General features: G+C 48.4%; 23 protein-coding genes, 1 tRNA gene and 1 pseudogene. 17 read left to right on the top strand and 8 right to left on the bottom strand.

The window, feature by feature from the left end:
• The first annotated feature begins 304 nt into the window (after positions 1 to 304).
• The 4 genes from PPG34_RS16825 (at position 305) to PPG34_RS16840 (ending at position 5,499) form a co-directional block, all read left to right on the top strand.
• Positions 305 to 1,792 (top strand): glutamate-cysteine ligase family protein, encoded by a 1,488-nt coding sequence (locus PPG34_RS16825; RefSeq protein ID WP_313834603.1) that lies wholly within the window; start codon positions 305 to 307, stop codon positions 1,790 to 1,792.
• Positions 1,789 to 2,823 carry a M14 family metallopeptidase gene (locus tag PPG34_RS16830; RefSeq protein ID WP_313834604.1) on the top strand — a complete coding sequence of 345 codons (1,035 nt, stop codon included), beginning with the start codon at positions 1,789 to 1,791 and terminating at the stop codon, positions 2,821 to 2,823. The genes PPG34_RS16825 and PPG34_RS16830 overlap by 4 nt, the downstream gene beginning before the upstream one ends.
• 300 nt (positions 2,824 to 3,123) lie before the next feature.
• The gene (locus tag PPG34_RS16835; RefSeq protein ID WP_313834605.1) at positions 3,124 to 4,812 is read left to right on the top strand and encodes a peroxidase family protein; all 1,689 of its coding nucleotides are present in this window, start codon (positions 3,124 to 3,126) and stop codon (positions 4,810 to 4,812) included.
• Between the two features lie 252 nt (positions 4,813 to 5,064).
• Positions 5,065 to 5,499: a thiol-disulfide oxidoreductase DCC family protein gene (locus PPG34_RS16840; protein ID WP_313834606.1), complete on the top strand. Its 435-nt coding sequence runs from the start codon at positions 5,065 to 5,067 to the stop codon at positions 5,497 to 5,499.
• A 72-nt stretch (positions 5,500 to 5,571) separates the two neighbouring features.
• Here the strand turns inward: PPG34_RS16840 and PPG34_RS18420 are convergent.
• Positions 5,572 to 5,724, bottom strand: a pseudogene (locus PPG34_RS18420) (DUF427 domain-containing protein); the annotation flags it as partial.
• Positions 5,725 to 5,958: 234 nt separating this feature from the next.
• On the opposite strand from PPG34_RS18420, the gene PPG34_RS16845 reads away from it, so the two are divergent.
• Together PPG34_RS16845 and PPG34_RS16850 are read left to right on the top strand one after the other, a co-directional pair.
• The gene (locus PPG34_RS16845) at positions 5,959 to 6,654 is read left to right on the top strand and encodes a S16 family serine protease (RefSeq protein ID WP_313834607.1); all 696 of its coding nucleotides are present in this window, start codon (positions 5,959 to 5,961) and stop codon (positions 6,652 to 6,654) included.
• A 267-nt stretch (positions 6,655 to 6,921) separates the two neighbouring features.
• The gene (locus tag PPG34_RS16850; protein ID WP_313834608.1) at positions 6,922 to 7,158 is read left to right on the top strand and encodes a hypothetical protein; all 237 of its coding nucleotides are present in this window, start codon (positions 6,922 to 6,924) and stop codon (positions 7,156 to 7,158) included.
• Between the two features lie 218 nt (positions 7,159 to 7,376).
• Here the strand turns inward: PPG34_RS16850 and PPG34_RS16855 are convergent, their stop codons facing one another.
• The 3 genes from PPG34_RS16855 to PPG34_RS16865 form a co-directional block, all read right to left on the bottom strand.
• Positions 7,377 to 8,033 (bottom strand): PEP-CTERM sorting domain-containing protein, encoded by a 657-nt coding sequence (locus tag PPG34_RS16855; RefSeq protein WP_313834609.1) that lies wholly within the window; start codon positions 8,031 to 8,033, stop codon positions 7,377 to 7,379.
• A 573-nt stretch (positions 8,034 to 8,606) separates the two neighbouring features.
• Entirely contained in the window at positions 8,607 to 9,263 is a 657-nt protein-coding gene (locus tag PPG34_RS16860) for a PEP-CTERM sorting domain-containing protein (protein ID WP_313834610.1), read from the bottom strand.
• Positions 9,264 to 9,830: 567 nt separating this feature from the next.
• Positions 9,831 to 9,907 (bottom strand) — tRNA-Arg (locus PPG34_RS16865).
• 218 nt (positions 9,908 to 10,125) lie between these two features.
• Here PPG34_RS16865 and PPG34_RS16870 point away from each other — a divergent pair.
• The 4 genes from PPG34_RS16870 to PPG34_RS16885 all read left to right on the top strand — a co-directional run bounded on the left by PPG34_RS16870 (position 10,126) and on the right by PPG34_RS16885 (position 13,651).
• Entirely contained in the window at positions 10,126 to 10,728 is a 603-nt protein-coding gene (locus PPG34_RS16870; RefSeq protein ID WP_313834611.1) for an SRPBCC family protein, read from the top strand.
• The gene (locus tag PPG34_RS16875) at positions 10,725 to 11,741 is read left to right on the top strand and encodes a PA0069 family radical SAM protein (RefSeq protein ID WP_313834612.1); all 1,017 of its coding nucleotides are present in this window, start codon (positions 10,725 to 10,727) and stop codon (positions 11,739 to 11,741) included. The genes PPG34_RS16870 and PPG34_RS16875 overlap by 4 nt, the downstream gene beginning before the upstream one ends.
• 152 nt (positions 11,742 to 11,893) lie before the next feature.
• Positions 11,894 to 13,114, top strand: a complete 1,221-nt coding sequence (locus PPG34_RS16880) for a tetratricopeptide repeat protein (RefSeq protein WP_313834613.1) — start codon at positions 11,894 to 11,896, stop codon at positions 13,112 to 13,114.
• A gap of 153 nt (positions 13,115 to 13,267) precedes the next feature.
• Positions 13,268 to 13,651, top strand: coding sequence for a hypothetical protein (locus tag PPG34_RS16885; RefSeq protein WP_313834614.1), 384 nt, complete (start codon positions 13,268 to 13,270; stop codon positions 13,649 to 13,651).
• A gap of 34 nt (positions 13,652 to 13,685) precedes the next feature.
• Here PPG34_RS16885 and PPG34_RS16890 read toward each other — a convergent pair whose 3' ends face one another.
• Together PPG34_RS16890 and soxC are read right to left on the bottom strand one after the other, a co-directional pair.
• Positions 13,686 to 15,605: a c-type cytochrome gene (locus PPG34_RS16890; RefSeq protein WP_313834615.1), complete on the bottom strand. Its 1,920-nt coding sequence runs from the start codon at positions 15,603 to 15,605 to the stop codon at positions 13,686 to 13,688.
• A gap of 173 nt (positions 15,606 to 15,778) precedes the next feature.
• Complete coding sequence (gene soxC, locus PPG34_RS16895) at positions 15,779 to 17,050, bottom strand: sulfite dehydrogenase (protein WP_313834616.1); 1,272 nt, start codon at positions 17,048 to 17,050, stop codon at positions 15,779 to 15,781.
• Positions 17,051 to 17,247: 197 nt separating this feature from the next.
• Here soxC and PPG34_RS16900 point away from each other — a divergent pair, with 197 nt between their 5' ends.
• Positions 17,248 to 17,832, top strand: a complete 585-nt coding sequence (locus PPG34_RS16900) for a hypothetical protein (RefSeq protein ID WP_313834617.1) — start codon at positions 17,248 to 17,250, stop codon at positions 17,830 to 17,832.
• Positions 17,833 to 17,904: 72 nt separating this feature from the next.
• On the opposite strand, the gene PPG34_RS16905 is transcribed toward PPG34_RS16900, so the two are convergent.
• On the bottom strand, positions 17,905 to 18,954 hold the full coding sequence (locus tag PPG34_RS16905; protein WP_313834618.1) for a DUF2235 domain-containing protein: 1,050 nt from the start codon (positions 18,952 to 18,954) through the stop codon (positions 17,905 to 17,907).
• A 242-nt stretch (positions 18,955 to 19,196) separates the two neighbouring features.
• On the opposite strand from PPG34_RS16905, the gene PPG34_RS16910 reads away from it, so the two are divergent.
• The 3 genes from PPG34_RS16910 (at position 19,197) to PPG34_RS16920 (ending at position 22,793) form a co-directional block, all read left to right on the top strand.
• A complete protein-coding gene (locus PPG34_RS16910; RefSeq protein WP_313834619.1) occupies positions 19,197 to 20,039 on the top strand; it encodes a carbonic anhydrase in 843 nt (280 codons plus the stop codon).
• A gap of 153 nt (positions 20,040 to 20,192) precedes the next feature.
• Positions 20,193 to 22,013: a glycoside hydrolase family 15 protein gene (locus PPG34_RS16915; RefSeq protein WP_313834620.1), complete on the top strand. Its 1,821-nt coding sequence runs from the start codon at positions 20,193 to 20,195 to the stop codon at positions 22,011 to 22,013.
• Between the two features lie 192 nt (positions 22,014 to 22,205).
• Complete coding sequence (locus PPG34_RS16920; protein ID WP_313834621.1) at positions 22,206 to 22,793, top strand: uracil-DNA glycosylase family protein; 588 nt, start codon at positions 22,206 to 22,208, stop codon at positions 22,791 to 22,793.
• 60 nt (positions 22,794 to 22,853) lie between these two features.
• Here PPG34_RS16920 and PPG34_RS16925 read toward each other — a convergent pair whose 3' ends face one another.
• Positions 22,854 to 24,506 (bottom strand): tetratricopeptide repeat protein, encoded by a 1,653-nt coding sequence (locus PPG34_RS16925; protein ID WP_313834622.1) that lies wholly within the window; start codon positions 24,504 to 24,506, stop codon positions 22,854 to 22,856.
• A 276-nt stretch (positions 24,507 to 24,782) separates the two neighbouring features.
• On the opposite strand from PPG34_RS16925, the gene PPG34_RS16930 reads away from it, so the two are divergent.
• The 3 genes from PPG34_RS16930 to PPG34_RS16940 are packed head-to-tail and all read left to right on the top strand — an operon-like array spanning position 24,783 to position 26,404.
• Complete coding sequence (locus PPG34_RS16930) at positions 24,783 to 25,148, top strand: glyoxalase superfamily protein (protein ID WP_313834623.1); 366 nt, start codon at positions 24,783 to 24,785, stop codon at positions 25,146 to 25,148.
• A gap of 19 nt (positions 25,149 to 25,167) precedes the next feature.
• Positions 25,168 to 25,560 carry a glyoxalase superfamily protein gene (locus PPG34_RS16935; protein ID WP_313834624.1) on the top strand — a complete coding sequence of 131 codons (393 nt, stop codon included), beginning with the start codon at positions 25,168 to 25,170 and terminating at the stop codon, positions 25,558 to 25,560.
• Positions 25,561 to 25,585: 25 nt separating this feature from the next.
• Positions 25,586 to 26,404 (top strand): class I SAM-dependent methyltransferase, encoded by an 819-nt coding sequence (locus PPG34_RS16940; RefSeq protein WP_313834625.1) that lies wholly within the window; start codon positions 25,586 to 25,588, stop codon positions 26,402 to 26,404.
• The last annotated feature ends 52 nt before the right edge of the window (positions 26,405 to 26,456 follow it).

A 26,456-nucleotide genomic window follows, 5' to 3' on the forward strand; every position in this document is an offset into this window, starting at 1 on the left:
AAGTTCTGGATCAATAAGGCAACATATGAGAACATCTGTTGAAAGCTATGAGTAATTTCAACCAGTCAACAATGGAAATGATTGGCATCCAAAGCGTTTCCATTTCCTGACAAAGGTCATGGATGCCAATTCAATTTGAAAAGAGTTACGACCGAAATCGCTTGTAAAAGCCAATCAAAATATCGCGTAAGAGGAATTAGGCAGTACACCTGGAAGTATCTCACCATTTCTCCAATAATTAGATACGAAAATTAGATACAAACGCGGACGACTTTTCTCTCGGCAATAAATTTCGAGGAAGAATTTGGGATTATCTATCGACAAAGAAGTGTTTGAGAAACAGGATTACGCTCTCTTCGCAGGCCGCTTACAACAAAGCCTCAGCATTCTCCATGAACTACTCGGTCGTCCTGGATTTGGAAATGGACCCCTTTCCCTTGGCGCCGAACTCGAGCTTCCTATTATCGATCAACACGGTCAGGCCTTTCCCATCAACCGCTCTCTTCTAGCACAAAGCGCTGACTCGTCACTTCAACTCGAACTCGATCGATTCAATATCGAATATAACACGACGCCTCTTCCCCTCAGTGGATCCCCCTTTACGGCATTAGAAACTCAACTCACAAACGCATTAGACACCATCAACAACCTCGCCGCTTCACAAGGCGGACGTGTCGTACCCATTGGCATCCTCCCCACTCTCACCGAAGCTGACTTACAACCCCAAGCCTTAACCGATCTCCCCCGTTATCGGGCACTCTCTTGGGCACTACGTCAACAACGGCATGCCCCGTTCCGAGTTTGTATCGACGGAAAAGAACCCCTCACCCTGGCCTGTAATGATGTCACTTTGGAAGGAGCCAACACCTCGCTTCAATTGCACCTTCGCGTTCCACCGACGGAGTTTGCCAACATGTATAATATGGCTCAATTGGTCACCCCAATTGCCGTGGCCGTATCAGCCAATTCACCGATATTTGTCGGCCATCAATTGTGGGATGAAACCCGCATCGCCTTATTTAAACAGGCAATTGATTATCGGCCACCTCACCAAAAAGATTGGAGCCAACCAGCACGGGTTTCCTATGGAAACGGGTGGATCCGCGATGGCGCCTATGAATTATTTGCGGAAGCCGTTGGACTTTTCCCTCCCTTACTGCCTCTACTCAGTGAACACGCCCCTATGGATTCCTATCAACGTGGTGAGCTTCCGGCCTTGGAGGAATTGCGCCTGCATCAGGGCACGGTCTGGCGATGGAATCGCGCGATTTATGATCCAGCCATGGGTGGACATCTTCGGATTGAGCTTCGGACATTGCCCTCGGGACCAACCCCAATTGATATGGCAGCCAATGCCGCTTTTCTATATGGTATGATCTTGGGACTCCAAACCCAGGCTCAGCATCTCCTGCCGATCTTCCCCTTTGATTATGCGCACCGAAATTTTTATAGGGCCGCACAGGTGGGATTGCACGCAAAACTCTTATGGCCATCCAACTCCCCACCCTCCCCCTCTGAGGTACCCGTGCGGGAACTGGCAAGGACCATGCTCCCACTTGCCAAACAGGGTCTACTCCATGCCGGCGTGGACCAAGGAGAGACAGAACGCATGCTAGGAATTATTCAGCAGCGAGTGGACACAGGGATAAACGGCGCCACATGGCAGCGTTCCATGCTCACGAAATTTGAGCAACGGATGTCAAGGAGGGAGGCCTTGGCCGCCATGCTTGAAAAATACTTGACCCATGCCAATGAAGGACGCCCGGTCACCGAATGGGAACCCTGTCCATGAAACATCAGTCTGAGGTTCTCCGGATTTGGGAACACCCACGACCTGAAGAAGTAGGGGATTCGGTAGAAGAATTTTTGCGACTTCTTGGCGGGCCTACCTGGATCGAAATCCCCGGCAAGGATCAATCACGATCTCGTGCCATTGTCACTCTGCTTCACGGCAATGAACCGTCCGGTGTCCACGCCATTCATCAATGGCTTCGACTGGGCAACCAACCGCAAGTAAACGTCGCATGTTTCCTCGGCGCCATCGACGCTGCCCTTGCACCTCCAGGCTTTGCACTTCGAACATTGCCAGGGCACAAAGACTTAAATCGGTGCTGGAAGGCACCCTTTGATGGGACAGAAGGGCGCATGGCCCAAGAAGTTTTGGATCAATTGAGGCTTATGAAGCCCGAAGCGTTAATTGACCTTCATAATACATCAGGGCGAAGTCCGAGTTATGCCATTACCACCCAGACCGGGAACAAGCAGAAAACCCTGACCTCCCTCTTCTCCGATCAACTCGTCATTACGGATTTGCGATTAGGGGCCCTGATGGAAGCCATCGAGTTTGAAATTCCCACCATTGCCGTGGAATGCGGTGAATATCACGATCCTCAGTCTCACCAATTGGCATTTGACGGAATCAATCGCTTTGCCCAGACGGATGATCTCTTTTCCAATGAAATAGAGAACTCCAACATCACAGTTTTTGAACACCCGGTACGTATTGAACTTCAAAAGGGTCGGATAGTGGCCTATGGCACTTCGCCAATCACCACAGCCGATTTGACCCTCCGAGCTGATGCCGACAAATTAAACTTTGATATGTTGTATTTCGGGGAACAAATTGGTTGGGCAGGACCGGACGAACTCAATGTGCTCACGGCCTTTGATGCAAAAGGAAATAATCGCGTCAAAGAAATCTTTTCCATCAACAAAGGTCAACTCCATCTCGCTCAAGCGGGAAGAATCCTCATGATGACGACAGACCCCATCATGGCCTCTACCGACTGCTTGTTTTATTTCCTTCCCGCCACGAACCGATAGCCTCGGTCCCAATAATAAGTGTTCCAAAAATTTCCCCATAAGGGGAGATCAACTCCAAATTTCTATCTCTCCAACACCGACAAACACCAAACTACGTACTTCCCCACCCCTCTTTCGAGTAATTTCAACCTCCCCCCCTTTTGGGGTACTCTGCTTTCGTCTTTCGTGAAGTAAATTACATTTATTCACCCTGGCACGGAGGCTGGAAACAGACTCACCCCCACAAGCCAGACAAACACAATCAGGGAAGGGATGCCCATTTTGTTTTTGTCTGCACAGCCATCTACGGAGATCAAGACCATGTCAATTAACCGACCAACATCCCAATCAAAACGATTTCATCATCACATCAGCAGATGGTCACTCATGACCACCTGTTTCATTTTTGCACTCCTCGGGACAATACCGCTGGAAGGCTGGGCGATCGAAACCAGAACCATAGATGGTACATACAACAACGTCCAAAACCCGGAGTGGGGCAGTGCCGACTCTCAACTCGATCGAACCATTGACCCCGACTACCAAGATGATATTGCCCAACCGGCAGAGTACAGCCGCCCAAGTCCTCGATCTATTTCCAACATCGTGGCCGCGCAGTCTGAACTTCGCTTCAATGACATGGGCGCAACAGATATGGTCTGGCAATGGGGGCAATTTATCGATCACGACCTCGATCTTACCACTGAGGCCCACCCACCCGAAGAATACGACATCAAAATTCCTGAAGGGGATACATATTTTGACCCCCAATCTTCCGGCAACGAAATCATCCCTTTTCACAGGTCAGTGTATGATCCCAACACAGGGACCGATACCTCAAATCCTAGACAGCAACTCAATAACATTACCTCGTACCTTGATGGCTCGATGATCTACGGTTCCGATCCCCAACGGGCTCTGGCTTTACGAACCTTAGATGGAACCGGTCGGCTCAAGACCAGCAAAAAGAACCTTCTACCTTTCAACACCGATGGCCTCCCTAATGCTGGCGGACCGGACCCAAACTTATTTTTAGCGGGGGATATACGCGCCAACGAACAAGTGGGACTCACCACCATGCACACGTTATTCGTGCGCGAGCACAACCGGTTGGCAAAACGTATCCGTAAACGAAACCGCCATCTTACAGGGGATCAAATTTACGAACGAGCACGACGAAGAGTTGGAGCCTTTATCCAAGTCATCACGTACAACGAATTTATTCCAGTATTACTTGGGCCCAAGGCCTTGTCACCCTACGGAGGTTACAATACCACCGTCGATGCCTCGGCTGGGAATATCTTTTCGACCGCCGCTTACCGCCTCGGCCATAGTATGCTGTCACCAGAAATTTTTCGGCTCAAGAAAAATGGGAAACCCATTCGCGCTGGACACCTGGCACTTCGTGATGCATTTTTCGCTCCTGGCCTTTTGCGGCAGGAAGGAGGCATTGAGCCTATCCTCCGTGGCCTCAGCAGAAAATTGGCCCAAGAGGTGGATAATTATGTCATAGATGACGTGCGAAATTTCTTGTTTGGCAAACCCGGGGAAGGTGGTCTTGACTTGGTATCGTTAAATATTCAACGAGGTCGGGACCACGGACTACCTACCTACAATGAAGCACGCCTTGAGTATGGATTCACTCCAGCAGCAGACTTTTCTCAGATTTCATCAGACCCGGAAATTCAAGAGCGTCTCGCGCTAGCATATGATCACCAAATTGAAATGATTGACGTGTGGGTCGGTGGGTTGGCCGAAGATCATGTTCCCGGCGCGCTGGTGGGGCCACTGTTCTTTAAAATCCTCAAGGAGCAATTCGAGCGATTCCGGGATGGAGATCGCTTCTTTTACAAAAATATGTACTCGCGATATGAAATTAAGAGGCTCGAAAATACAACATTAGCCGATATTATCAGACGAAATACGAGAATCGGCCACGAGATTCAAGACAATGTGTTTCGCCTATCACATAAAAAATACCGGAAACATGCCCGGGACCATGACGATTGATGGCGATCTGATGATTCAAGTATTTCCTAGCACGCTCAAGCCTTACCTCGTCAGGTAACAGATTCTCATATTGAGAACGTCCTTCACGACTGCCCAAGCTCTTTTCTGAGGAAGAGAGCTTGGGTGACCAATGGCAGGCCAGAGATGTATCCTTGAGCCTGGTACTCCTGCTCCTTTCCTATATAAAGTGTATACTGAAAAAAGCCCTGGCCCAAGACTGGAATCCATAACCCGGATATCTAACAAGTACACATGGATTTTCGAGATCCATCCTCGCCACCAGATTCAAACGGCCCAATTATTTTGTACGATGGGACTTGCCATCTGTGCACCAAAACGGTGCAGTTTGTGATTCAACGCGATCACCGGAAGCAATTTCGTTTTGCCTCACTACAATCCTCGTTTTCGGACAAATTTGTTGAACAGAATTCTGAAAAACAGGAACGATTGGAATCGATGGTGCTTATCATCGGAGATCACGTCTACCGCCGATCAACCGCTGCTCTGATGACTGCCAAAATGCTGGATGGATGGTGGCCAATACTCGCGGCCTTGTTATGGATTCCAAAACCGCTTCGAGATATGTTCTATCATTGGCTGGCCAAGCACCGCTATCAAGTCTTAGGAAAACGTGAAACCTGTTGGAGGCCAACCCCGGATCTCGCAGATCGATTTTTGGACACATAGCCCAAAATAATCCGGGCAACGCCCACTCACTCCCGGCCTCTTCTGAAAAGAAATTCTCACTCTCCGTGAGGGTCAAACCTGTCCCAAGGCCACGTAACACACAATATTCTGTGCTGCGATTTTTGGGGTGGCATAGGACCAAGTCCCATCACTATTCAAATGGCCTCCAACTTTCACATGAAAATAACCGGTGATTTCTTTCCAACTACAAATGCATGGCACCGAACTCTCCCGAAAAAATTACTGGTCCAGCAGCTCTGGTGGAAAGTCCTAGTGGTTACCTACGAATTCACCATGGTCACTCTGGGTGAGAGTTACATCTTTTCAAATAGCCTTGGCCATAATTCTTTTCATTCGCAGTCAGTGAACGTTCTGCTTGGTTATTTCGGAAAAATTTTTCTAGGGACGATCAAATCAAGTATACTCATGAATGACTGAATGCCCAATGAAAGGAATTCCATGTTTACACCCCCACGATATTCAAATATGTTAGGAATTGGATTTGCTATGGCGTTCAGCCTCGCCCTCATCGCCCCATCATCTGCCTCACCCCTTCCTGGGCCAACTCAGATTCGGCATCAATCCGTCCCTATCCTAGGAGTCACACTGAACAAAGCCCAACAACCAGTAGGCATTGTCATGTATGTGATGATTCATTTTCAGAAACGTCCGGATCATGATGGGCTGAAGGTGCAATTTCGAAAAGTTCCTGGTCGTTTTGGACCACTTGCCCGAAAAGGTGTCGCTACGGCCATTGACCGGGCAGCAAGGGCTGCACGGCTTCAGGATGATTCTTGGACTGTTGTCCTTGAATTTCCCTACTCAGGGTTAACCATGTTTGGGGATAGCCTCTCCGCCATGGTGGCATTGAGTGTCGTAGCCCTTGCCAAAGGCGAGACCGTACAATACGGCAGAACCCTCACAGGGACTATTACCGAAAATGGTAAGATTGGAACAGTGACTGGAATTCCCTATAAAGTATATGCTGCTTATTCTGAACAATTAGAGAGGGTCCTCATTCCCGATGAGCCCCACCCTCTGGATGGAGAATGGCGCATTCCGTTCCTTATGCATGTCTCATTCGTCGGAACTCTTGAACAAGCTTATCAGGGATTGACGGATCATCCTCTTTTTCCCAACCCTGTTTCTCCCTAAGCCTCCTTCTCCCTTCCCGGCAAACAAGACGAATCAATTAGACGATTTGTCCCTAGCAAGATAGCGCAACATACCTAAGCAAATCGCGTATATTCAGTCATAAGAGGTGATAGACCTCACATTAAGGTCGTGATTTGACGCATCGACGATCCAAGGCCAAATTTAATAGAATTCCTTCAATTAAATAGAAATCTATTGGATCAAAACCGTTAAATGAAACTCGGTATATAGGAAATATGATTACTTTTTATTAGGAGAACCAAACAAATGTTTACATTTCATCAGATTAGTGACAAGAGAGGATATGCCGTCGCCTTAAGTAAAACGGCTCTGTTGCACGAGGTGGGACGATTGGCGATGTTGGCTTATGAACTAGGCGCAACACTGCCAGAAGTCAAGGCAATTTGCGGCGCAGCCTATGGCGATTGGGATGAGACCCAACACCGAATTGTTTTTCAAGAATTACCTTTCACAAAAGAGAGCGTGGGAGAATATCAAAGCTAACAACTTTGAATCGGAAAAAGGTTTTTGCCCGTTTCCAAGTTTCGTAATTACTCCCATAAGCCACACTCAATCATTCAGAAAAGTACCACATTCAGAAATTGACCACATTGAAAAGCACCATCTAGACCCATAATCGCCTTGGAGCATCTGGTAGCCTTTGCCCAAAAATACGAGCTCCCATTTTTTCTTATCCTTTTAGGGATACACAGAAAAATTCATTACCCTTTGGCCATTTTCCGACGACAAGTAATTATTCCAACCAAGCCGGTCCCGAAGAGCAACATAGACGTGGGTTCAGGAATAGGATTAGTGCTTGGGGGAGTACCTGTCCTAAAGATGAGATTATCAGCAAGGACGCTGTTCGGAAAGTCACCAGTACTTCCAAACTCAATACGGTCAATACCCGCAACGTTCAAAGTTAAAATTCTTCCCCCAACTTCCCCAGCTGGCAGAAAATTGGTGTCCGTCCCAATCAAAATATTGACGGAGTTATAAGCCCGCAAAAACAAACTATCAGCATCAACCCCAAAATCACCCAATGCAATAGAAACAAAATTCACATTGCCCCCTATTGCCCCAAGGAATTGCCCCACAAACGGAAAAGATTGAACGCCAGGGACACCTTCTATGCCTCGACTCCCTGAAAGTGGAAGTCCGGGCACACTAAATGAAGTCTGCACAGTGGCTGATCCCGGAATGAATATTTGCACACCACCCAAATCCACATTTTCAATGTTCACATTCGCCCCAAAACCTTCAAAATCAATCGTGACAGCCGAAGCCGTACTCGCCACCCCAAACATTGCCACGAACAAACCGGCCGCGATAGCCAACTTCATCCGTGAAATGCTCCGTCTCGAACATTCGATAATCATGATTATTCCCCTCTCCTTTCAATGTTTCCTAACACAATAGTTACCTGAGAGAAGCCACGACATGGCATATTGAACAACTGACGAGGCTCACTCACCTATCCATATTCAATAAGCAATTTTTAAGCCGAATAGTCCACGAATTCGTCATTTTGCGCACATTGGAGATTGGTTCATACTGCTTGAATGCCGTTAGTTTCAGTTACACCTCGTACACTAGGGGTTTTTCAAAGTATGTCTTTATTTCATTCCGTAGGACTTGTAAACTTTACTGACGTTCCATAGGCATTCCGATATCAGAACATCGAATTTTCCCTTATTTCATACGGGCTTTTGAATGATTCCCAACGTGTTAAATAATCTGACATCCTGATCGCTACTTTTTGATGATTCCAGATGGAAGATTACGAATCATCCGAATGGTTTGAGGAGCAAACTAAAAAGGAGTGAACTGACAAGAGGCTGAGATACCCTGAAGTTTTTTTGAAAAGAACCCTTATTTGCCGGAGCCCCATACCTCAACGATATGCGGGCTCCGGGATTATTCTAACGATAGTTTCTCATGACAAAATGAAGTTACACATTGCCCTTTTTGCGACGCCAGACAATAATTCCAGCCAAGCCAGACCCTAAGAGAACAATGGAACTGGGTTCAGGAGTAGGATTGGTGTTGGGCAGAGTGCCCCACTCAAAGGTGAGATTATCGGCAAGGACACTGTTCTCAAAGGCACCCGTGCTCCCAAACTCAATGCGGTCAATACCAGCAACACTCAGCGATAAGATTCTCCCCCCGTTTTCTCCACTAGGCAAAAAATCAAAGTCTGTCCCAATTAAACCATTGGCTGAATTATACGCCCGCAAGTAAAGATTATCAGAATCAGCACCAAAGTCACCTAAAGCAATAGACACAAAGTTTACATTGCCGGCCAATGCCCCAAGAAATTGACCAACAAACGGATTAGCATGAGTACCAGGGTTACCTACGATTGCCCGACTCCCCGTCAATGGTCCGCCAGGAGTACCAACTGAAGTTCGCACTTCAGCTGATCCTGCAATAGATATTGCCACTCCACCTAAATTGACATTTTCAATGTTCACGTTCGCCCCTAGACCCTCAAAGTCAATGGTCAGGGCCGAAGCCGTGCTTGCGATACCAAACAGGGCCAAAAGCGAACCTGCCGCAATGGCTAACTTCATTCGTGAAATTCCTCGTCTTGAACATCCGACAATCATGATGCCTCTCCTTTCAATTAAATGGTTTGTTGAACAATGTTCATTTTTAAGAGAAACAACGACATGACCTATTAAAAGGCAGACGCAGTTCTCAACATCTGGCCAATACCAACAATCTACATATAGGCAATTTTCAAGCCGAATACTCCTCGAATACGTCAAATGGCGTATGTTGGATATTGCTTGATACTAGTTGAATGCAGTTGCCTGCACTTTTCACATCACCATAGTCGGCTATCCCTGGCTTGATTTCCTATTAATTCATCAAAATTGTAAACTTTACTGACGTTTAAAAAAGTTAAGAAATATAGAAATCTGTATTTCCCCTTGTTCCTATAGAGGTTTTTGGAGGCTTCTAGACATGTTAAATTTTTCGACAAACCTAGCCTCTATTTTTCAACGACATTCAAGGAAAGAAGGTTTTGAATCTTCCAAACGAACTGAAAAACGGAAATCAGAAGGATGGAATTGATGAAAGGCAGTGACACCCTGAAAAGTATTTCGGAAAAACCATCGCTTGGTATTTATTGGGATATTGAAAACTATCTATCCCAAGGGATTGGGTGGTGGTGCCCCCGGCGTGACTCGAACACGCGGCACGCAGTTTAGGAAACTACTGCTCTATCCACCTGAGCTACGGGGGCGGCCAAATATTACTCACGAAAAATGGTCGGTTTACGAAAGAGGGAAAGTCTACCGCAACATCATTGACGAAACAAGGAAAGACGAAAATTTCAACCTCCTCTCGCCTCACCTTACAAAGACAGCATTATTCCATATAATAGTAGGAAGCATCCTGCGGAACATACAATCAAAGTAAAAAACCCAAAAACAAGGTGTCTGTTGTCGAGGAAGTAAATTCATGGCCATTCGTTTGATATTTCTGTTGGCAATTTCTCTTGGATCCCTAAACCAAACTGCATGGAGTCAGACCGAAGAAGCCTGGTTCTCCTCCTTCGTCACCATTTCTGACAATGATGTAGCGACCCTGACTGCCGACGTCATGTTAGCGGCTCCGCCTGAAACCGTCTATGCGGTGCTCTCGGATTACCCGAACTGGCCGGATCTATTTGCCCAACCGCCCACCATCAACACCATCCAGCGGAACAATAACCATGTCCGAGTCAGTATGACGTTCAAAGTGTCATTTCTACCAATCGGGTTACGTCTAGCAACCGATACTGAAGAAATTCCCACGACTCTATTAAAAACAACATTGATCGAAGGTGATTTCGAACAGTATGAGTGGATATGGACATTCCGCCCCTTACAAGATCCGCAGCACACGAAGGCTTCGGTTGTGGTCCATGTGCAGCCATCAGTATGGATTCCCCATTGGCTCTTGGAATGGGTCCTCACGTCGAGCTTCACCGAGCATCTTCATAAATTGCGAGAGGCAGTCCAAGTCCGCTATCGTGAACAGGGAGCCACCACGATCACCTCCGCACCTCCGAATACTCCATGAAACTTATTTCCAATCCACAAAATCCATTTCTTTCAGATCAACGAGAGCTCCTCGAGCCCGCCCCTCAAGTCGACACGGACGTCTATGAAGAAGAAACGGGATCCATCCTCAGCCGCAATGACAGTCCAGACCTGCCTTTCCGGTGGAGTGTGAATCCCTATCGGGGCTGCTTTCACGCCTGCGCCTATTGCTATGCGCGGCCCAGCCATGAGTATTGGGGCTTTGGCGCCGGGACAGACTTTGAATCCAAACTCATCGTAAAACCCAATGCAGCCGAAGCCCTACGAACAGCATTCATGAAACCCTCGTGGAAAGGCGAACTTGTTGTATTTTCTGGAAATACCGATTGCTACCAGCCGCTGGAAGCGATTCATGAACTGACGCGTTCTTGCCTCGGCGTCTGTGCAGAGTTCCGGAATCCGGTGACCATCATAACCAAGTCTGCACTGATTCAACGGGACCTTGATATTCTCAAGACCCTGAATGAGCAAGCCTGGGTGCGCGTCTACTTCAGCATCCCCTTTGCCGAGAACGACATCGCGCGAAAAGTGGAACCTCAGACGCCATCGATTACCAAACGCTTTGAGGCGATGACACACCTTGCGCAAGCTGGCATCTCCACGCATGTCTTTATCGCACCGGTAATCCCAGGTCTAAATGACCATGACATTCCCAGCATTCTTCGCCGCGCAAAAGAGGCCGGAGCCAAAGACGCATCCTATATTCTCTTGCGATTAAATGGGAACGTCGAAATGGTTTTTCTTGAACGTATGGCCCAGGCCTTTCCCGATCGAATCAAAAAAATCATAAACAGATTAAAAGAGGTCAGAGGCGGAACCTTGACCGAGAAAAAATTTTTCAAACGCCATCAGGGACAAGGTTCTACTTGGAATGCCATCCAACAGTTGTTCGATACAGCCTATCGCAAGGCTGGGTTTCCACTTGAGCCCGACCAGCCCATTCCCCACACCTTCCAGCGCCCAGGACATCCACAGCAACAATCGCTGTTCTAGGAATCTTCCTATTCTCATTCCCTTACCGTTCTTAGTTACACCTTGTCGAATCTCTGGTGAACCATTATTCTGCTTCAGCGGTTGGCATAGGAGGGGTTGAACGTTACAATCGTCTTAACCGGACCAAATCTAGAGAACGGAAGGATTCGTTGATGGCAATCAAGCAATGGATTGAGGCCTTGAGCCTCTGTGGGCTGTTGACCTTCGGACTCACCGCCTGCGAGGAAGCTAAGACCCCGTGGGACCTGCATAAAGATGCTGGAGAACTACGGATGCAGCAAGGCCGATTCCAGGAAGCAGAAGACGAGTTAAAGGCCGCACTTCAAGAGGCTGAGAAATTTGGCGAACAAGACAGCCGATTACCGCAAACCCTCACGAAGCTCGCGGTTCTTTACGACGTGCAAGGCGACTATGACAAAGCCGAGCCCCTTCTTCGCCGAGCGGTTGATCTACACCGTAAAAATTTGAAGGCCAACGATCCGGAACTCGCAATCAGTTTGAGCAACCTGGGCGCACTTTACCATGCTCAAAAACAATACGACAAAGCCGAACCGTTGTTTTTGGAAGCCTTGGGCGTTCGGGAAGGAGCGCTAGGCAATGATCATCTCGATGTCGTGTTGGATCTCAAAAATTTGGCTGGAGTCCATGCCGCCCGACAACAGTACGCTCAAGCCGAGCCCTTCCTGGTTCGCGCCTTAGCCATTACGGAAAAAAATGTGGGACCGGATGATCCGATACTGGTGGAGCACCTCAACAACCTCGCGTTATTGTATCGAGCGCAACAACGATACGACCAAGCCCTGCCACTTCTTCAACGGGCCATTAGCATTAATGAAAAGGCATTTGGGATGGAAAGCCCTGGGTTGATCGGCAGTCTTAATAATTTGGCCCTGATTCATATCACGCAAGAAGCCTTCCCCAAAGCAGAAATCTTGCTCAAACGCGTCGTCAGCATCACGGAATTATCGTTCGGCCCCGACAATCCACGACTCGCGCCAAGCCTCACAAATTTGGCGGAACTATATCGCAACATGAGCCAGTTCGATAAGGCCATTAGCCTCCTCGAACGTGCGCTTAAAATAAACGAAGAAAAATTTGGACCCGATGACGCCAAGGTCGCCAATCTGTTAAATAATTTGGCCCTTCTGTATTTTAATCAGGAACAATACGACAAAGCCGAGCCTTTGATGAAACGTGCTTTAGCAATCAATAAAAAAACAATGGGCGAAGAGCATCCGACCGTGGCACGAACCCTTAAAAACTACGCGGCCCTCCTTCGAAAAACACAGCGTGCTGCCGAAGCGGATAACCTTGAGGCCCAAGCGGAAGGCATCCTCAAAAACAGGAGCAGCGCCAGGAATCGTGATCTCTAAGGACTTGGCAGGTTCTTGGGTTCCCTCTAGGACCGCCAGACCGGGTTATTTTCCGTTAATTTCTGTTTTTACCACTTGCAACAAGCCGGATAAACGCCGACAATAGAAGATAGGATTAAGAACATTCATTCAGGGAGTATCGAACCAAAAAGTATGGAGAATGTCTTACGAATCATCATCATCTTTGTCTGGTGTATGTTTTTCGGATTTTTTTCCGTCATGGGATATCTTGACGAGACCATGACGTCCCAAAGAAAATCCCTGATTTTGGCGGGTTTAGTAGCCGTGCTGGCTATCTACCTAGCGTTTGAATGGTTTACACGAACTGAGGAGAAGGGCGCTCCTGAAGAAATACTTCAAGCGGGCAAGAATGAACCGCTCTTGGAAAAAGATGGTCCTGGTACGCAATTGGACGAACGCGTACTCAGACGGTTACATCTTTACACCAAAGATAATGAAAAGGAATTAAAAGCTGCCCTCTCATCCCAACCCGCCAAGAAACAAAAAACGCCTGCTCTTTCTGGAACTAAAAAGTAACCCTCAACGCCAGTTCCACCGCCCGTTTCCAGAACTAGTTTGTGGAAGCCGCCAACCCTTTGAGCGATAAGGCACGCTTGGGTGCGCGAGCCAACGCAAGATTGAACTGCGCCTTGGCTGAATTCACTCTTCCAGTTTCCAACAAGACTTCTCCATATAACTCATGCGCCGGCTTCACAGGAAACGGTGGGCCGTAATCAAACGGAATGGTATCCGCCAACTGCGTGGCTTCTTTTAATAACGCCAATCCTTGTTTGACATTGCCTTCAACTACAAGAAGCAGGGCTGAGAGCTGTTTCTTCATTACCCGAGCCGACAAAATTTGCCCAGAGGAATGAGTGGCTTCTGCCGAATTAATCAACTCACGAAGTTTGCCCAATGCCTGACGAGCTTGATCTAAAGCTTGGGTCTTGACCCCACTCAACCCAATCGCAAACATTTCGTTGGCAACCCCAGAAAATCGAAGCCCAGAACGATCTTCATCCAACCCGCGAACATCCCATTGCTCGCTCTCAACAATGAAGGTTCCTCGCATCGCCGCCAGAGAGCCTTTGATATACGGGGAACCGTCCTGTGCCGCATCTTCGTGGACCATATCTAACAATTGCTTGGCCTCTTCAATGCGGCCTTGTTGTAAGTAGGCATACATCAGCCAATACAAGGTATGATAGGAACGCTCACTTACACCCAAGCCTTTTTCCTTCCGACGCGCTTCGCTTGCCTTCCAACTGATTTCGTTGGCCTTGACCACGTCATCCCACATGCCTAAGGCCATAAAAATATGTGACGGCATATGCTGGGCATGTGGAGCAGCCGGTGCAATCTGCGAATAGGTCCTGGCTGCACGAAGCCCCAAGAAAGCATGCTCCGGATCATCATACGCATGGATCATGTAATGAACCGCGCCAGGATGCCGTGGATTCTGTCGAAACACCGACTCGGCAATCTCCGCAGCCTGAAGATAAACTTTGGAGTCACGTTCCCCTTGCGCCGTCCCCAATAAGGCCAGCGCATAAAAGGTCGCGGCTTCATGATCCTTTGGATATCGCTCACTCAGAATCCTCATTCGCTCAGCATAGGCATAGTCTCTTGCCACCTTATCGCCTTCACCATACAAGGCATGGATGGCATGTAAGTAACCTTTCTCACGTTCTGTGGGTGCCTTGGCCATTCGCTCTTCCTCGGTAGACCCCAATCGAGCAAGCACCTGTCTGGCGGCATCATAATATTGCTCATCCCAAAGGGGATGATTCAACGTCATCGCCTCACCCCAATAGGCCATGGCAAAATCTTGATCAATCTGTTGCGCCTTTTGAAACGCCGCCTGCGCGTCATCATATTCGAAGCTATGGAGTAACAGAACGCCTCGAAGAAATTGTTGCTGAGCCTTACGAGATCCAGATATCGGAAAATCTATTTCGCCCAGAGTAGGAGCGGGAGTTGATTTGGAAGGAGGCTTCGGTGGATTCACATCAGGCCGAGGGTCAGGTACAAACCCATCGCGATGCAGCATGCGCACTTTCGGCAATGTTTTTTGATTCATCACGACATCTGGCCCAATCAAGCCATTGCGAAACAGCAACCAGGCCACCACAGCATAGACTTGGCTGGGATTCAACGATTGCGGTGAGGTAAAGGGCATGGCCCGTTGAATATAATCGAACACCGTAGTGGCATACGGCCAATGACTGCCAATGGTTTTCACCGGATGATCCGTGGCTAGCGTCCCTTGACCGCCCACCAGTTTAGGCATAGGCCCTTCCACACCAGTAGCCCCATGGCAACTCGCACATTGCTCAGCATACACCTTCGCGCCTTCATCCACTGCCCCACTTCCTACAGGCAACCCCGCACCATCCGGGGCCACATCAATATCCCATGCACGTACTTCTTTATCTGTCGCAACCCGCCCCAGATGAAAGCTACCGTGGCCAGTTTCACCAAAACTCACCATCGAAGACATCCCAAGAACCAAAAGTGAAAAAAGAAAAAGACTGTGATAAATGCAAGACATCACAGGTCTATCGGTTAAAAAATTTTTGAAAGCCTTCACAGTTATTTTCCTTGTGGCTCCGTTATCTCACAACACCCAAGCTCTGGAAACATAAGATGTTGTGGAAATGAACTTCACGCTTGGACATTATGCACATGCCCATCTTTATCTATTTTCCAACTTTGGATGGCGTTGTTATGGTAATAAGAGTTAGTTCCGCGAACGTTGATGAGTTGTTTCAATGTAGGTTGTAGGTAACCGGTTTCATCCATGCAACGGCTTTGAAGAATGGCTTCTTGCCCGTTCCATTCCCAGGCAAAGCGAAATCTAGTGTGACATTTGGGTAATATAGGTGTCTGCAATTCAGCGGCATTCCAGGTTTTTCCTCCATCAAGACTCACCTCTACTTTTGTAATCACACCTCGACCACTCCAGGCAAGACCTCGGATTTCGGTGAACCCTTTTTCCGTTAATTGTTGACCACCGGACGGATTCGTAATCACGGACTTGGCTTCCATGTCGAATGTGAATTGACGTGCGGTGCCATCAGGCATCAAATCCGTATATTTCGAAGTTTCTTCTCGCGTCATCATGGGAGAGTCCACCAGCTTTAATCGCCGCAACCACTTAATGCAGGTATTGCCTTCCCACCCGGGCAACAATAAGCGAAGGGGATAACCTTGTTCCGGACGAATCGGTTCGCCGTTTTGCGCGTAGCACAACAAGGCTTCGTCCATGACCCGGTCCAAGGGCACACTTCGCGTCATGGCTGCGGCATCGCTGCCTTCGGCAAGCATCCAAGTGGCTTGGGGGTTGAGATGTGCTGCTTGCAACACCGTGGAAAGCCGAACTCCCGTCCATTCACTGGTACTCGTGAGCCCGTGAATTTCCTGAACCGTTGTTCCTTTTGGCCCTTTCCATTCTTTACCACTGTTTCCTGAGCATTCCACAAAGGCGATCCGTGAAGTGGCGGGAAAGCGCTTCAACTCATCCATCGTAAAGATCATGGGGTGTTCCACCAGCCCATGCACTAATAAACGATGACGGCTGGGGTCGATGAGGGGCACGCCATTATGATGGCGTTCAAAATGGAGGGCAGAGGGAGTAATGATACCATACAAGTCTTGCAATGGCGTGCGCGACCGTTGAGGTTTCGTCAATCGTTGGGATTGCTCGAATCGGGACCTTGTCCCATATTCCGAGGCAAGCGCTCCAGGAACTTTTGTAGGATCCACAGGCACTTCTTGGGTGGAACCGATCCGTGGGGTCAACAGCAAACTCGCAGCAGTCAAACCTAGAAGCGAACTGGCCCCCAACAAAAATGCGCGCCGATTCGGCGGGTCTTTGGGACGGCTTGTACCCTCCGGACGGTCATCGGCAACCATAGGAAGAGATTGTTCGCTCATGACATTCCCTCCTGAATGGCGAAAGCCTTCGGCTCGGCCAACCATTGATCATTCTATCGGGTCTTCACCCTCCGGACAAAGGAAAAGAACTAAAAACTACAGAGCTGGAGGCTTAAGAAAAACCTTGGACGGGACGACCAAGATAAGCGAGAGGTTATCATAGGCCAGGCATTCAAGGAAAAGGCACGACACCAACTATGCCACATCATTCATTTATACTCGTCGTTATCCTTTCCATTATCTCCCTCACAGGGTGTGGCTCACACATTGACTGGAAACCTGATACCCAAGAAATTCATTCCTGCGTCCCTGACCATCCTCCCACATGGGAAGAATTCACAAAGTCCTATGGAAACTATACCAATTCCGCGCAGACCGCGGTTGCGATCACCTTGGCTCAGATGGAACCACCAATATTCCAAGCACGATTCGATTCAGATCGGTCCTGGGTCCAACCCCACATTGTAGAAGCCTGGCATCCCTATAAAAAGAGTATTGCCCAACGTTTGTTGCGACATGAACAACTACATTTTGCCATCAGTTGTTTGCTAGTTCGACAGGCAAACATGTCCATAAAACCAGGAGACAACCCTCACCAGATGCTGCAGTTTGTTCGCATGACCTCCAAACGGCTGAATCAACTCTACGATCAGGCCACCAACCACGGAACCATCCAAGACAAACAAGAAGAATGGGAACGCGACGTGGAACAGCAACTCGAAGAAGTCACAAGGATGCGATCGCACCATTCAACTCGTACGGCATTTGACATCCAGCCTTAAGCGCTTTTCCTTCGTTGTTTTGCAGCTGATTACGACTAATTGCCGATTATTCTTGGGAAGAACACCATCCAGCTACGATACCACTTGGTATTTATCTCTGATCGCTGCAAGATTTATGGGATGATATTTTTTCCCCATGGTTTTAACCCGATTGACTACAGACTCGTGAATTATCGGTTGAATAGTCTTGATCAGCTTGTTCCCTCTCTGCACAGCTATCTTCCGTGCGCCCATTTTGTAATCCAAGAAACGCTTTTTATGCGCATGCAGCACACCAGCACCCTGAGGATTTTCAGGGATTTCTTCCAATGCACCGGGATGAAAGACCAAGCCGTGTTTTTGAGCACATTGAATCATATAGCGCAGTGGCACATCGGCTAATCGACGCTTGTCGTACCCTCCCCCTACATCAGAATGCACCCCAGCAAACCATACCTCTTTGACCCTCTTGGGATCATGATTCATGAGGGTGGGCTCAAACGGATCACGGTTTTCATCAATCGCAAGCAAATGATAGGCCTTCTTTATATTCTTGGCGATCGTGAAATCCCGGAAGAGATTGATTTTTTGAAAGGGAATACCAAAGAGATTCACTGGAATGCCAAAGGAAGCCACAGTATCCCACACCCCTAACATCTCAACATCGATGTGGTGCGCTTTGCCATGGGATTCATAATCCTCAAACTGGCCTTGATAATCCTTCACAACGGTAATGGACTCTGGAATTCCTTCCTGATGGATTTTCATGGCGAGCATCCGTGCGATAGCCGCGCCCCGACTAAATCCAAAAATGAAAATTCGATCGCCTGGACGGTAATTAGTGGCCAGCACGGTATAGGCGTAATCGCGAATTTGGTTCCCGCCTGTACCAAAGACTCCCCCGAAAAATTGGCCGAGAACACTATTGTCCTGTTGATTCCCCACACCTGGAAAATATCGCACGAACTGATTCTTGGCATTCCGATCCAAGGCTTGACTGAGTCGATAGACATTCGTATGCCCCCGCCCCTGCTCAGAACTGTCCGTAGGATCGTTCCAGGTTCCATCGATACACAACACAACGTTGCGCGTTCCTTTACTGATCTGATCGAGATCGCTGTGGTACGTATACTTCACTGCCATACCGTTAACCCCTTTCCCTAAAAAAAATTCATGATGGTGATACATCGTGATTTCTGAGAGCATTATATTCATATTCTTGAATTTGCCAAGAATGAATTACTTCTGCATGACTTGGATGACGAAGACCTTCTCATGAAGGAAGGCAAACCATGCCGTTGATCCAAATGTAACAATCTACTTTTTAGACAGACTACCATAAAACTGACCCGCGCCACGTTATGATGCATCAAGAAAACGACCTCATGACCGCTCGACTTCTTGACCTTTCTCCAGCCGTATCACGATTTTTTCTTTTGGCCCGACTCCTCATTCTCATGAGCTTTGGATTGGAAATCGGACCAAGCCAGGCCGGACAAGAAATCCCCCAATCCAAACCTCACTCCGGCACACTTGGCCATCGGCCAACACTTACAGCGCAATGGAAATATCTTGGCGTAGAAGGTCCTGAACATTGGAGTATGCTCACGCCGGAATATCGAACGTGTGAAGAAGGAAGACAACAGTCCCCCATCAACATCACCATGACTCACCATGGCCATGCTCCTGAAACTTTGGAGTTTCATTATCAGACCTCGGAACTTCACGAGTTGAATAACGGCCATACCATTCAGGTCTCACACACTTCGGGATGTCACGTAAATCTCAATCACCGTCGGTATCAATTGCGCCAATTTCATTTTCATGCACCAAGTGAGCACCACATCGAAGGAAAGACATTCCCTATGGAAATGCATTTGGTCCATCAGGATACGCAAGGACATGTTCTTGTCATTGCCATCATGCTGAAGATCGGCGCCGAAGAGCCCGTACTCCAAAATCTCTGGACCTGGCTTCCCAAACAAATTGGGCAGGAAGTCTCCATCCCTCTGAGCCTGAGCATTGCGGATATTCTCCCGAAACATACCCGCCATTTTTCCTATTCAGGATCCTTAACCACCCCACCCTGCACCGAAGGCATCCAATGGATCGTGCTTGAGGGTCCCATTCTCATTTCGCAAAAGGATGTCGATCAATTCGTGGACATTATTGGACATAACGCCCGACCGATTCAGCCATTAGGCAATCGGCACATCGACAAACGATGACAAATCTGTTGGCCCCGAATGGATAAGCCAGAAATTCGGCTGAGAAAATTTCTCGAAAATCTTCAACATACTTGGGGTTCTCCCACAATAATCCGATACATCGTGTATAATCACGGTCTCTGTAGACACGACTGAACCATGACCTAACACCCAATGCCTTACCAACCCATTGAAAATTACGGTCTTATCGGCAATATGCGAACCACGGCCTTGGTGGGCATGAATGGGTCCATCGACTGGTTTTGCTTCCCCCATTTCGACTCTCCAAGTATTTTTGCCGCGATTTTGGATGATCACAAAGGGGGACGGTTTCAGATTCTTCCCCATACGCCCAATGCCAAACACAAACAATTTTATTGGCCAGACACCAATGTGCTCGTCACACGATTTCTCTCGGCCCAGGGCGTAGGGCAAATCATTGACTTCATGCCTGTGGGGCTTAAGGAAACGGACTTGGGCTATCATGGAATCATTCGCCGTGTACAAGCAATCCGTGGGAGCCTGAGGTTTAAACTCGTATGCGTTCCCTCTTTCAACTACGCCAGGGATCCGCACACTACCACCCTCACCGCGGATGGCGTGTGTTTCGAAGCCAACGGGTTAAGCCTTCGCTTGGGCTCCACCATCCCCTTGCAACAAGAGGGGACGGGCGTGACGGCCGAGTTTGAACTACAAGAAGGGCATGAGTTGAGTTTTTCACTTCAGGAAATCGAACGAAACAGCGACTGTTGTGTGGCCGTTTCTCAAGAGCAAGCCGAAGACCTCTTTCATCAAACGGTAGCGTATTGGCGCCGATGGCTGGCAAAATGCACCTATCGCGGTCGATGGAGGGAAATGGTCTATCGTTCGGCACTCACGCTCAAAATGCTCACGTTTGAACCTACCGGCGCCATCGTGGCCTCCCCCACTTGTAGTCTTCCCGAGGGAATTGGGGGACCTCGGAATTGGGACTACCGGTACACTTGGATTCGCGATGCTGCCTTTACCTTATACGGCCTATTGCGAATTGGATTCACCGCCGAGGCGGAAAAATTCATGCATTGGCTGGAAGCGCGCTGTCATGAATTGAAGCCCGACGGCTCACTCCAAATCATGTATGGCATCGATGGTCGTCACGAACTTCCCGAAATCACGCTAGACCATCTGGAAGGGTATCGACAATCCACACCGGTTCGTGTGGGGAACGGCGCCTACGACCAACTGCAACTGGATATTTATGGCGAACTGCTGGATTCAGTCTACCTCTACAATAAATACGGCTCCCCCATTTCCTATGATCTGTGGAAACACTTACGTCGCTTAATTAATTGGGTCTGTGACAATTGGCAAAGACCAGACGAAGGCGTGTGGGAAGTGCGTGGAGGGCAGCAACATTTTCTCTACTCCAAACTCATGTGCTGGGTGGCTTTGGATCGAGGGTTGCGGCTCGCGGACAAACGATCGTTTCCTGCAGATCGGGAGCGATGGCTCAAAACTCGCGATACGATTTATGAAGAGATTATGGAAAAGGGATGGAGCCATTCCCGTCGCGCTTTTGTCCAACGGTACGGAAGCGAAACGTTGGATGCCGCCAATCTCATGATGCCCCTGGTCTTTTTCGTGTCCCCCACAGACCCTCGCATGTTGAACACGTTAGATGCGATCAACCAACCTCCCGAGCGTGGTGGACTTGTGGCCAACGCGTTAGTCTATCGATACAACGTAAACGAAACCGAAGATGGGCTCGATGGCGAAGAAGGGACGTTTAATATTTGCACATTCTGGCTTGTTGAAGCATTGACTCGTGCAGGTCGGACGGATGAAGCGCGGCTCATGTTCGAACAAATGATCGGATACGCCAATCACCTTGGCCTTTATGCCGAAGAAACCGGTCATCACGGAGAAGGCCTCGGGAATTTCCCCCAGGCATTTACACATCTGGCACTCATCAGCGCCGCATTTAACCTCGATCGTGCCTTAGGGTCAAAGGGATAGATTTTTCTTGACTCCCAAACAAAACCCGTAAGTTCCTTCCTCTCGACAAAGACAAATCTTATCTAAATTCTTCAGTCCTTTTTCAATATTATGTGTAATATCGCGGAAAGTTCTGAGACTGACCGTTTCCATATATCACGAGGTACATAACCTAGATTTACCCTAAGCTCTGGAACACATGAAAAGCTTGGCATGAAGAACACGTTCAAAACTCTTCTGAATGAAGTCGACTCCTGTGACGTATGTAAACCATACCTGCCCCTGGGGCCACGGCCGGTGATTCAACTCCATCCCAAAGCTTCCATTTTAATTGCGGGACAAGCGCCGGGAAAAAAGGTTCATGAATCGGGAATTCCGTTCGATGACCCCAGTGGAGATCGCCTTCGGGAATGGATGGGGGTTGATCGAGAGGCTTTTTATGACGCTACAAAAATTGCGATATTGCCAATGGGCTTCTGTTATCCGGGAACCGGGAAATCCGGAGATCTTCCCCCAAGGCCAGAATGTGCACAAACCTGGCGTGCGCAGTTATTGGCTCAAGTACCTCACCTGCAACTCACATTGGTGATAGGACAATATGCCCAGGATTACCATCTTGCCAATTTGACATATAAGACCCTCACCGAGACCGTCAAAGCCTGGAAAACATTTTGGCCGACTCATTTGCCGCTCCCTCACCCCAGCCCTCGCAATAATATCTGGCTTAAACGCAACCCGTGGTTCCAGGAAGAACTCTTACCAATTCTTCAATCCAGAACTCGAAAATTGTTAAGTCCTTAATTCCCCACCTCATTTCCCATACGCGGGAAGAAGAGACGGAGTCCACAAAATATCGATCTCTCAAAATCGTGAACTCGTTAATGTCACATCCGCATCGGCCCAAGCCTTTTGGAATTGGGCTTCGACAAGTTGCATCTCTTGAGTCTGGCCTTGGGCTTTAAGGCTTTCCTTGAGTCCAAACAGCGACCATCCGCTTTGCGGGTGATACTCCAGATCCTGCCGGTAAACTTGCTCAGCCTCTTTCGCTCTTCCTGCTTCCAGCAAGACGGCTCCCAAGACCTGGCGCGGGGGCAAATACCAGTCCTTGGGCTCGGTATAGGTCAACCCATCTTCCAAGGCTATCGCATGTTGTAAATGAGCCACCGCTTTATCTGTGTGCTGCTGGGCGACAGCTAACTCACCGGCGAGAATTTCTGTGCCGATCTGAAGAAGCAGGGAAACCGAATTGAGTCCCAAAATCGTTAAATCGGCAATTGCCGGATCATTCGCGATACGTTGCAACGCGGCCAACTCTTGTTGGGCGTATTCCATGTTTCCTTTTCGAAGGTACGCTAACCCTCTGGCATAGTGCCACACCCCTTTGGGATACAGAAACTCTGGAGCTGGCTCACGGAAAATACTCTGCCATTCGCCAAATAAGGCTTTGGTATATAACGGAATGATAGAAAAGTGCTGAAGAGTGGCGCCTATTCCAGGATTGGTCAACATCGTTTGATCCACATGGTGAGCCGTATCCATGGCCGATTCTAATGAAACTTTCTTCATTCCCAGTTTGGTCGCGGCAGCCCACAGAAAATGATGGTTATGCGGAACATAGGCTAATGGATAGAGACCCTCCGTGTGCGAATGCGATAAATACCCGGCATCCGCCTTCGTCGCATGCTGATTGGCTTGAATCGCATCACGATATCGACCGACGCGTATGTAAATATGCCCAGGCATGTGGACCAGATGTCCGGCTCCAGGGACCAGCGTGCGCAATCGATCTGCGCTCGGAACCCCTCGTTCAGGTTCCGGTGACGCTTCGACGGCATGAATATACAGGTGATTCGCCAATGGATGATTGGGATCCAAGCGTAGCGTATTCTCAAGCACATTTAAGATTTCAGGAGTCCAGTCATGAGGCTTTCCAGTCTTGTCCCAAAAATTCCATGGATGCAGATCCATCAAGGATTCGGCAAAAAGACTCGCAACCGTGGAATCGTGAGGGTACGCAGCCTGAACCTCTCGCATGGCCGCAGCATAACTTTGATCTAAAGCCCCACGATCGGCCTGTGCATCAGATGCATAACGATGTCCCAAGGCATTGATTAACGCTTGCTCTTTGGTAGAAGCAGACTTGGCGTGTTGTTTGGCATGACTGATGGCTTCATAGGCGATAGGGATCGCGGCATCGGCCATCGGCGCATTAATATTGGGGCCCAATACCAAGGCTTGCCCCCAATAACACATGGAACAGTTTGGGTCGAGCCGAGCGGCTTCCACAAACGAACGATGGGCCTCGGCATGATTGAAGGCATAGGCAAGAACCATCCCCTGATCGAAATAATTCTGGGCCTGTGACGAATTTGTGGTGATGGGGTAGTGGAAATCTCCCAAACCCTCAAAAAGCGGTACGTGGGAAGAGGAGGCCTGCTCAGGAGACACAGTCGTACACCCTGACAACACCAACACTAAGGCAATAATTCCTAAGACATACCTGTTCCGATTCATACTCCCCCCACCTCCCTGCTTGGTTATTCCCTACCCACCATATTTACTTAGGCCGCTTGCCCTTCAGTAAAACTACAAGCCCAAGAATTCCGATTATCAAAACAAGTACACCGAAGTATTCCAACCCACCCATGAATCACCTCATCAAGGAACAGTTTGATAGTATTATTGTGCGGAATCCGAGGACCCGACGCAAGAGGCAGGTAAGTTTGGAGGCTTGAATTTCACACATTAGAATGACAGGATAGAACATCTTCCACCTCGGATCGCGTGACCGTGAACCTCACCCATTGCGCCGTTCCCATTCTCAGGATTTTTGACGTCGACAAAACACGAGAATTCTATATCGACTATTTGGGTTTTCAAGTCGATTGGCAACATCAATTTGAAGTAGACACACCCCTCTACATGCAGATTTCACGGGATAAGCTCAAGTTACATCTTTCCGAGCACGTGGGTGATTGCACACCCGGTTCAGCAGTATTTATCGAAATCAGTAATATTGAAGAACTTCATAAGGAACTCGCAGCAAAAAATTACAAATATTTTCGCCCCGGCATTGAAATCGCGCCGTGGAACGCCAAAATCATGGAATTAATCGATCCATTTGGTAACAAACTTCGCTTCACGCAAGATGATTGAAACCAATAGTTAGAACACCATGCCTGAAAAATCCGCTCAATTTCTTCGAGCAACTCCGGTATTACGAGTGGCAAACTACCCTAAAGCTCGGGCGTATTATGTTGACAAGCTAGGATTTCAAGTAGCGGAAGAAGGTGGCGACCCAGCACGATTCGGAATTATTCAACGCGGGAGATGTATTCTGTTTCTCGATTCCTGGCATGAGGGCAAAGAAAGTTCAGGGCAAGTCTGGGATGCCTATATCCACGTCTCCAATCTGCAAGAACTTTTTAAAGAGTTTGAATCAGCCGGAGCGACTATCGCCCGTCCTATTACCAAAACCGTCTACGATATGCTGGAATTCGAGATCACGGATCCAGATGGGAATCGTTTATGTTTTGGTGAAGATACTGATCCAGCAACTTGTTCTTAATCACGATTCTTTCAAGGACACGCTTATGACAAACACACCAAACATTGAAGCTGTGAAATCCAAAATGAAATCCACGTGGGAATCTGGAGACTATGGGGCATTTGCCAAGTATATGGAACCCGGTGCCATCGAGATTTTAGCTTCCTGGAATATTGCTCCTGGCGAAAAAATGCTCGATGTGGGATGCGGCGCTGGGCAGACAGCGATTCCGGCGGCGAAGAATGGTGTTCATGTGGTAGGGGTGGATATTGCTTCAAACTTGATTGAACAGGCCAAAAATCGCGCTCAAGCCGAGGGGGTGGATGCCAAATTTGAAGAAGGCGATGCCGAACAATTGAACTTTCCAGATGCCTCCTTTGATGTGGTGATCAGTCTGATCGGCGCCATGTTTGCACCACAACCAGAAAAGGTGGCGAGTGAACTTCTCCGTGTCTGTCGGCCAGGTGGCCGCATCATCATGGGCAACTGGACACCCCAAGGCCTACCCGGCCAAATGTTCAAAACCATTGGAAAGTATATTCCGCCTCCTCCAGGTGTTCAGCCCCCACCGCTATGGGGCGATGAAGAAACCGTTCGCCAGCGACTTGGGGAAGGCACAAGTAGTCTGAAGCTAACGCGAAGGCTTTACCCTTCTTGGCATTACCCTTTTCCGCCAGAAAAAGTCGTCGACTTTTTCGGCCAATTCTTTGGTCCCATCCATCGAGCCTTTAATACCCTAGATGAAAAATCTAAAACCGCAATACGACAAGACATTGAAAACCTTTTTTCTCAATTCAACCTAGCCACGGATGGCACCACCCTATTAAAAGCGGAATTTTTAGAAGTCGAGGCAACTCGAATTTAGGAAAACCTATATGAGTTATTCGATATCATCCCCTCCTTTTCATTTACTCTCC

This window comes from Candidatus Nitronereus thalassa, assembly GCF_032191465.1.
GTDB lineage: Bacteria > Nitrospirota > Nitrospiria > Nitrospirales > UBA8639 > Nitronereus > Nitronereus thalassa.

What these genes read in the sequence shown, in the direction of transcription:
- PPG34_RS16830 (WP_313834604.1), top strand. Translation starts at nt 1,789, where the DNA reads ATGAAACATCAGTCTGAGGTTCTCCGGATTTGGGAACACCCACGACCT.
- PPG34_RS16835 (WP_313834605.1), top strand. Translation starts at nt 3,124, where the DNA reads ATGTCAATTAACCGACCAACATCCCAATCAAAACGATTTCATCATCAC.
- PPG34_RS16840 (WP_313834606.1), top strand. Translation starts at nt 5,065, where the DNA reads ATGGATTTTCGAGATCCATCCTCGCCACCAGATTCAAACGGCCCAATT.
- PPG34_RS16845 (WP_313834607.1), top strand. Translation starts at nt 5,959, where the DNA reads ATGTTTACACCCCCACGATATTCAAATATGTTAGGAATTGGATTTGCT.
- PPG34_RS16850 (WP_313834608.1), top strand. Translation starts at nt 6,922, where the DNA reads ATGTTTACATTTCATCAGATTAGTGACAAGAGAGGATATGCCGTCGCC.
- PPG34_RS16855 (WP_313834609.1), bottom strand. Translation starts at nt 8,033, where the DNA reads ATGATTATCGAATGTTCGAGACGGAGCATTTCACGGATGAAGTTGGCT.
- PPG34_RS16860 (WP_313834610.1), bottom strand. Translation starts at nt 9,263, where the DNA reads ATGATTGTCGGATGTTCAAGACGAGGAATTTCACGAATGAAGTTAGCC.
- PPG34_RS16870 (WP_313834611.1), top strand. Translation starts at nt 10,126, where the DNA reads ATGGCCATTCGTTTGATATTTCTGTTGGCAATTTCTCTTGGATCCCTA.
- PPG34_RS16875 (WP_313834612.1), top strand. Translation starts at nt 10,725, where the DNA reads ATGAAACTTATTTCCAATCCACAAAATCCATTTCTTTCAGATCAACGA.
- PPG34_RS16880 (WP_313834613.1), top strand. Translation starts at nt 11,894, where the DNA reads ATGGCAATCAAGCAATGGATTGAGGCCTTGAGCCTCTGTGGGCTGTTG.
- PPG34_RS16885 (WP_313834614.1), top strand. Translation starts at nt 13,268, where the DNA reads ATGGAGAATGTCTTACGAATCATCATCATCTTTGTCTGGTGTATGTTT.
- PPG34_RS16890 (WP_313834615.1), bottom strand. Translation starts at nt 15,605, where the DNA reads ATGGTGAGTTTTGGTGAAACTGGCCACGGTAGCTTTCATCTGGGGCGG.
- soxC (WP_313834616.1), bottom strand. Translation starts at nt 17,050, where the DNA reads ATGAGCGAACAATCTCTTCCTATGGTTGCCGATGACCGTCCGGAGGGT.
- PPG34_RS16900 (WP_313834617.1), top strand. Translation starts at nt 17,248, where the DNA reads ATGCCACATCATTCATTTATACTCGTCGTTATCCTTTCCATTATCTCC.
- PPG34_RS16905 (WP_313834618.1), bottom strand. Translation starts at nt 18,954, where the DNA reads ATGGCAGTGAAGTATACGTACCACAGCGATCTCGATCAGATCAGTAAA.
- PPG34_RS16910 (WP_313834619.1), top strand. Translation starts at nt 19,197, where the DNA reads ATGACCGCTCGACTTCTTGACCTTTCTCCAGCCGTATCACGATTTTTT.
- PPG34_RS16915 (WP_313834620.1), top strand. Translation starts at nt 20,193, where the DNA reads ATGCCTTACCAACCCATTGAAAATTACGGTCTTATCGGCAATATGCGA.
- PPG34_RS16920 (WP_313834621.1), top strand. Translation starts at nt 22,206, where the DNA reads ATGAAGAACACGTTCAAAACTCTTCTGAATGAAGTCGACTCCTGTGAC.
- PPG34_RS16925 (WP_313834622.1), bottom strand. Translation starts at nt 24,506, where the DNA reads ATGAATCGGAACAGGTATGTCTTAGGAATTATTGCCTTAGTGTTGGTG.
- PPG34_RS16935 (WP_313834624.1), top strand. Translation starts at nt 25,168, where the DNA reads ATGCCTGAAAAATCCGCTCAATTTCTTCGAGCAACTCCGGTATTACGA.
- PPG34_RS16940 (WP_313834625.1), top strand. Translation starts at nt 25,586, where the DNA reads ATGACAAACACACCAAACATTGAAGCTGTGAAATCCAAAATGAAATCC.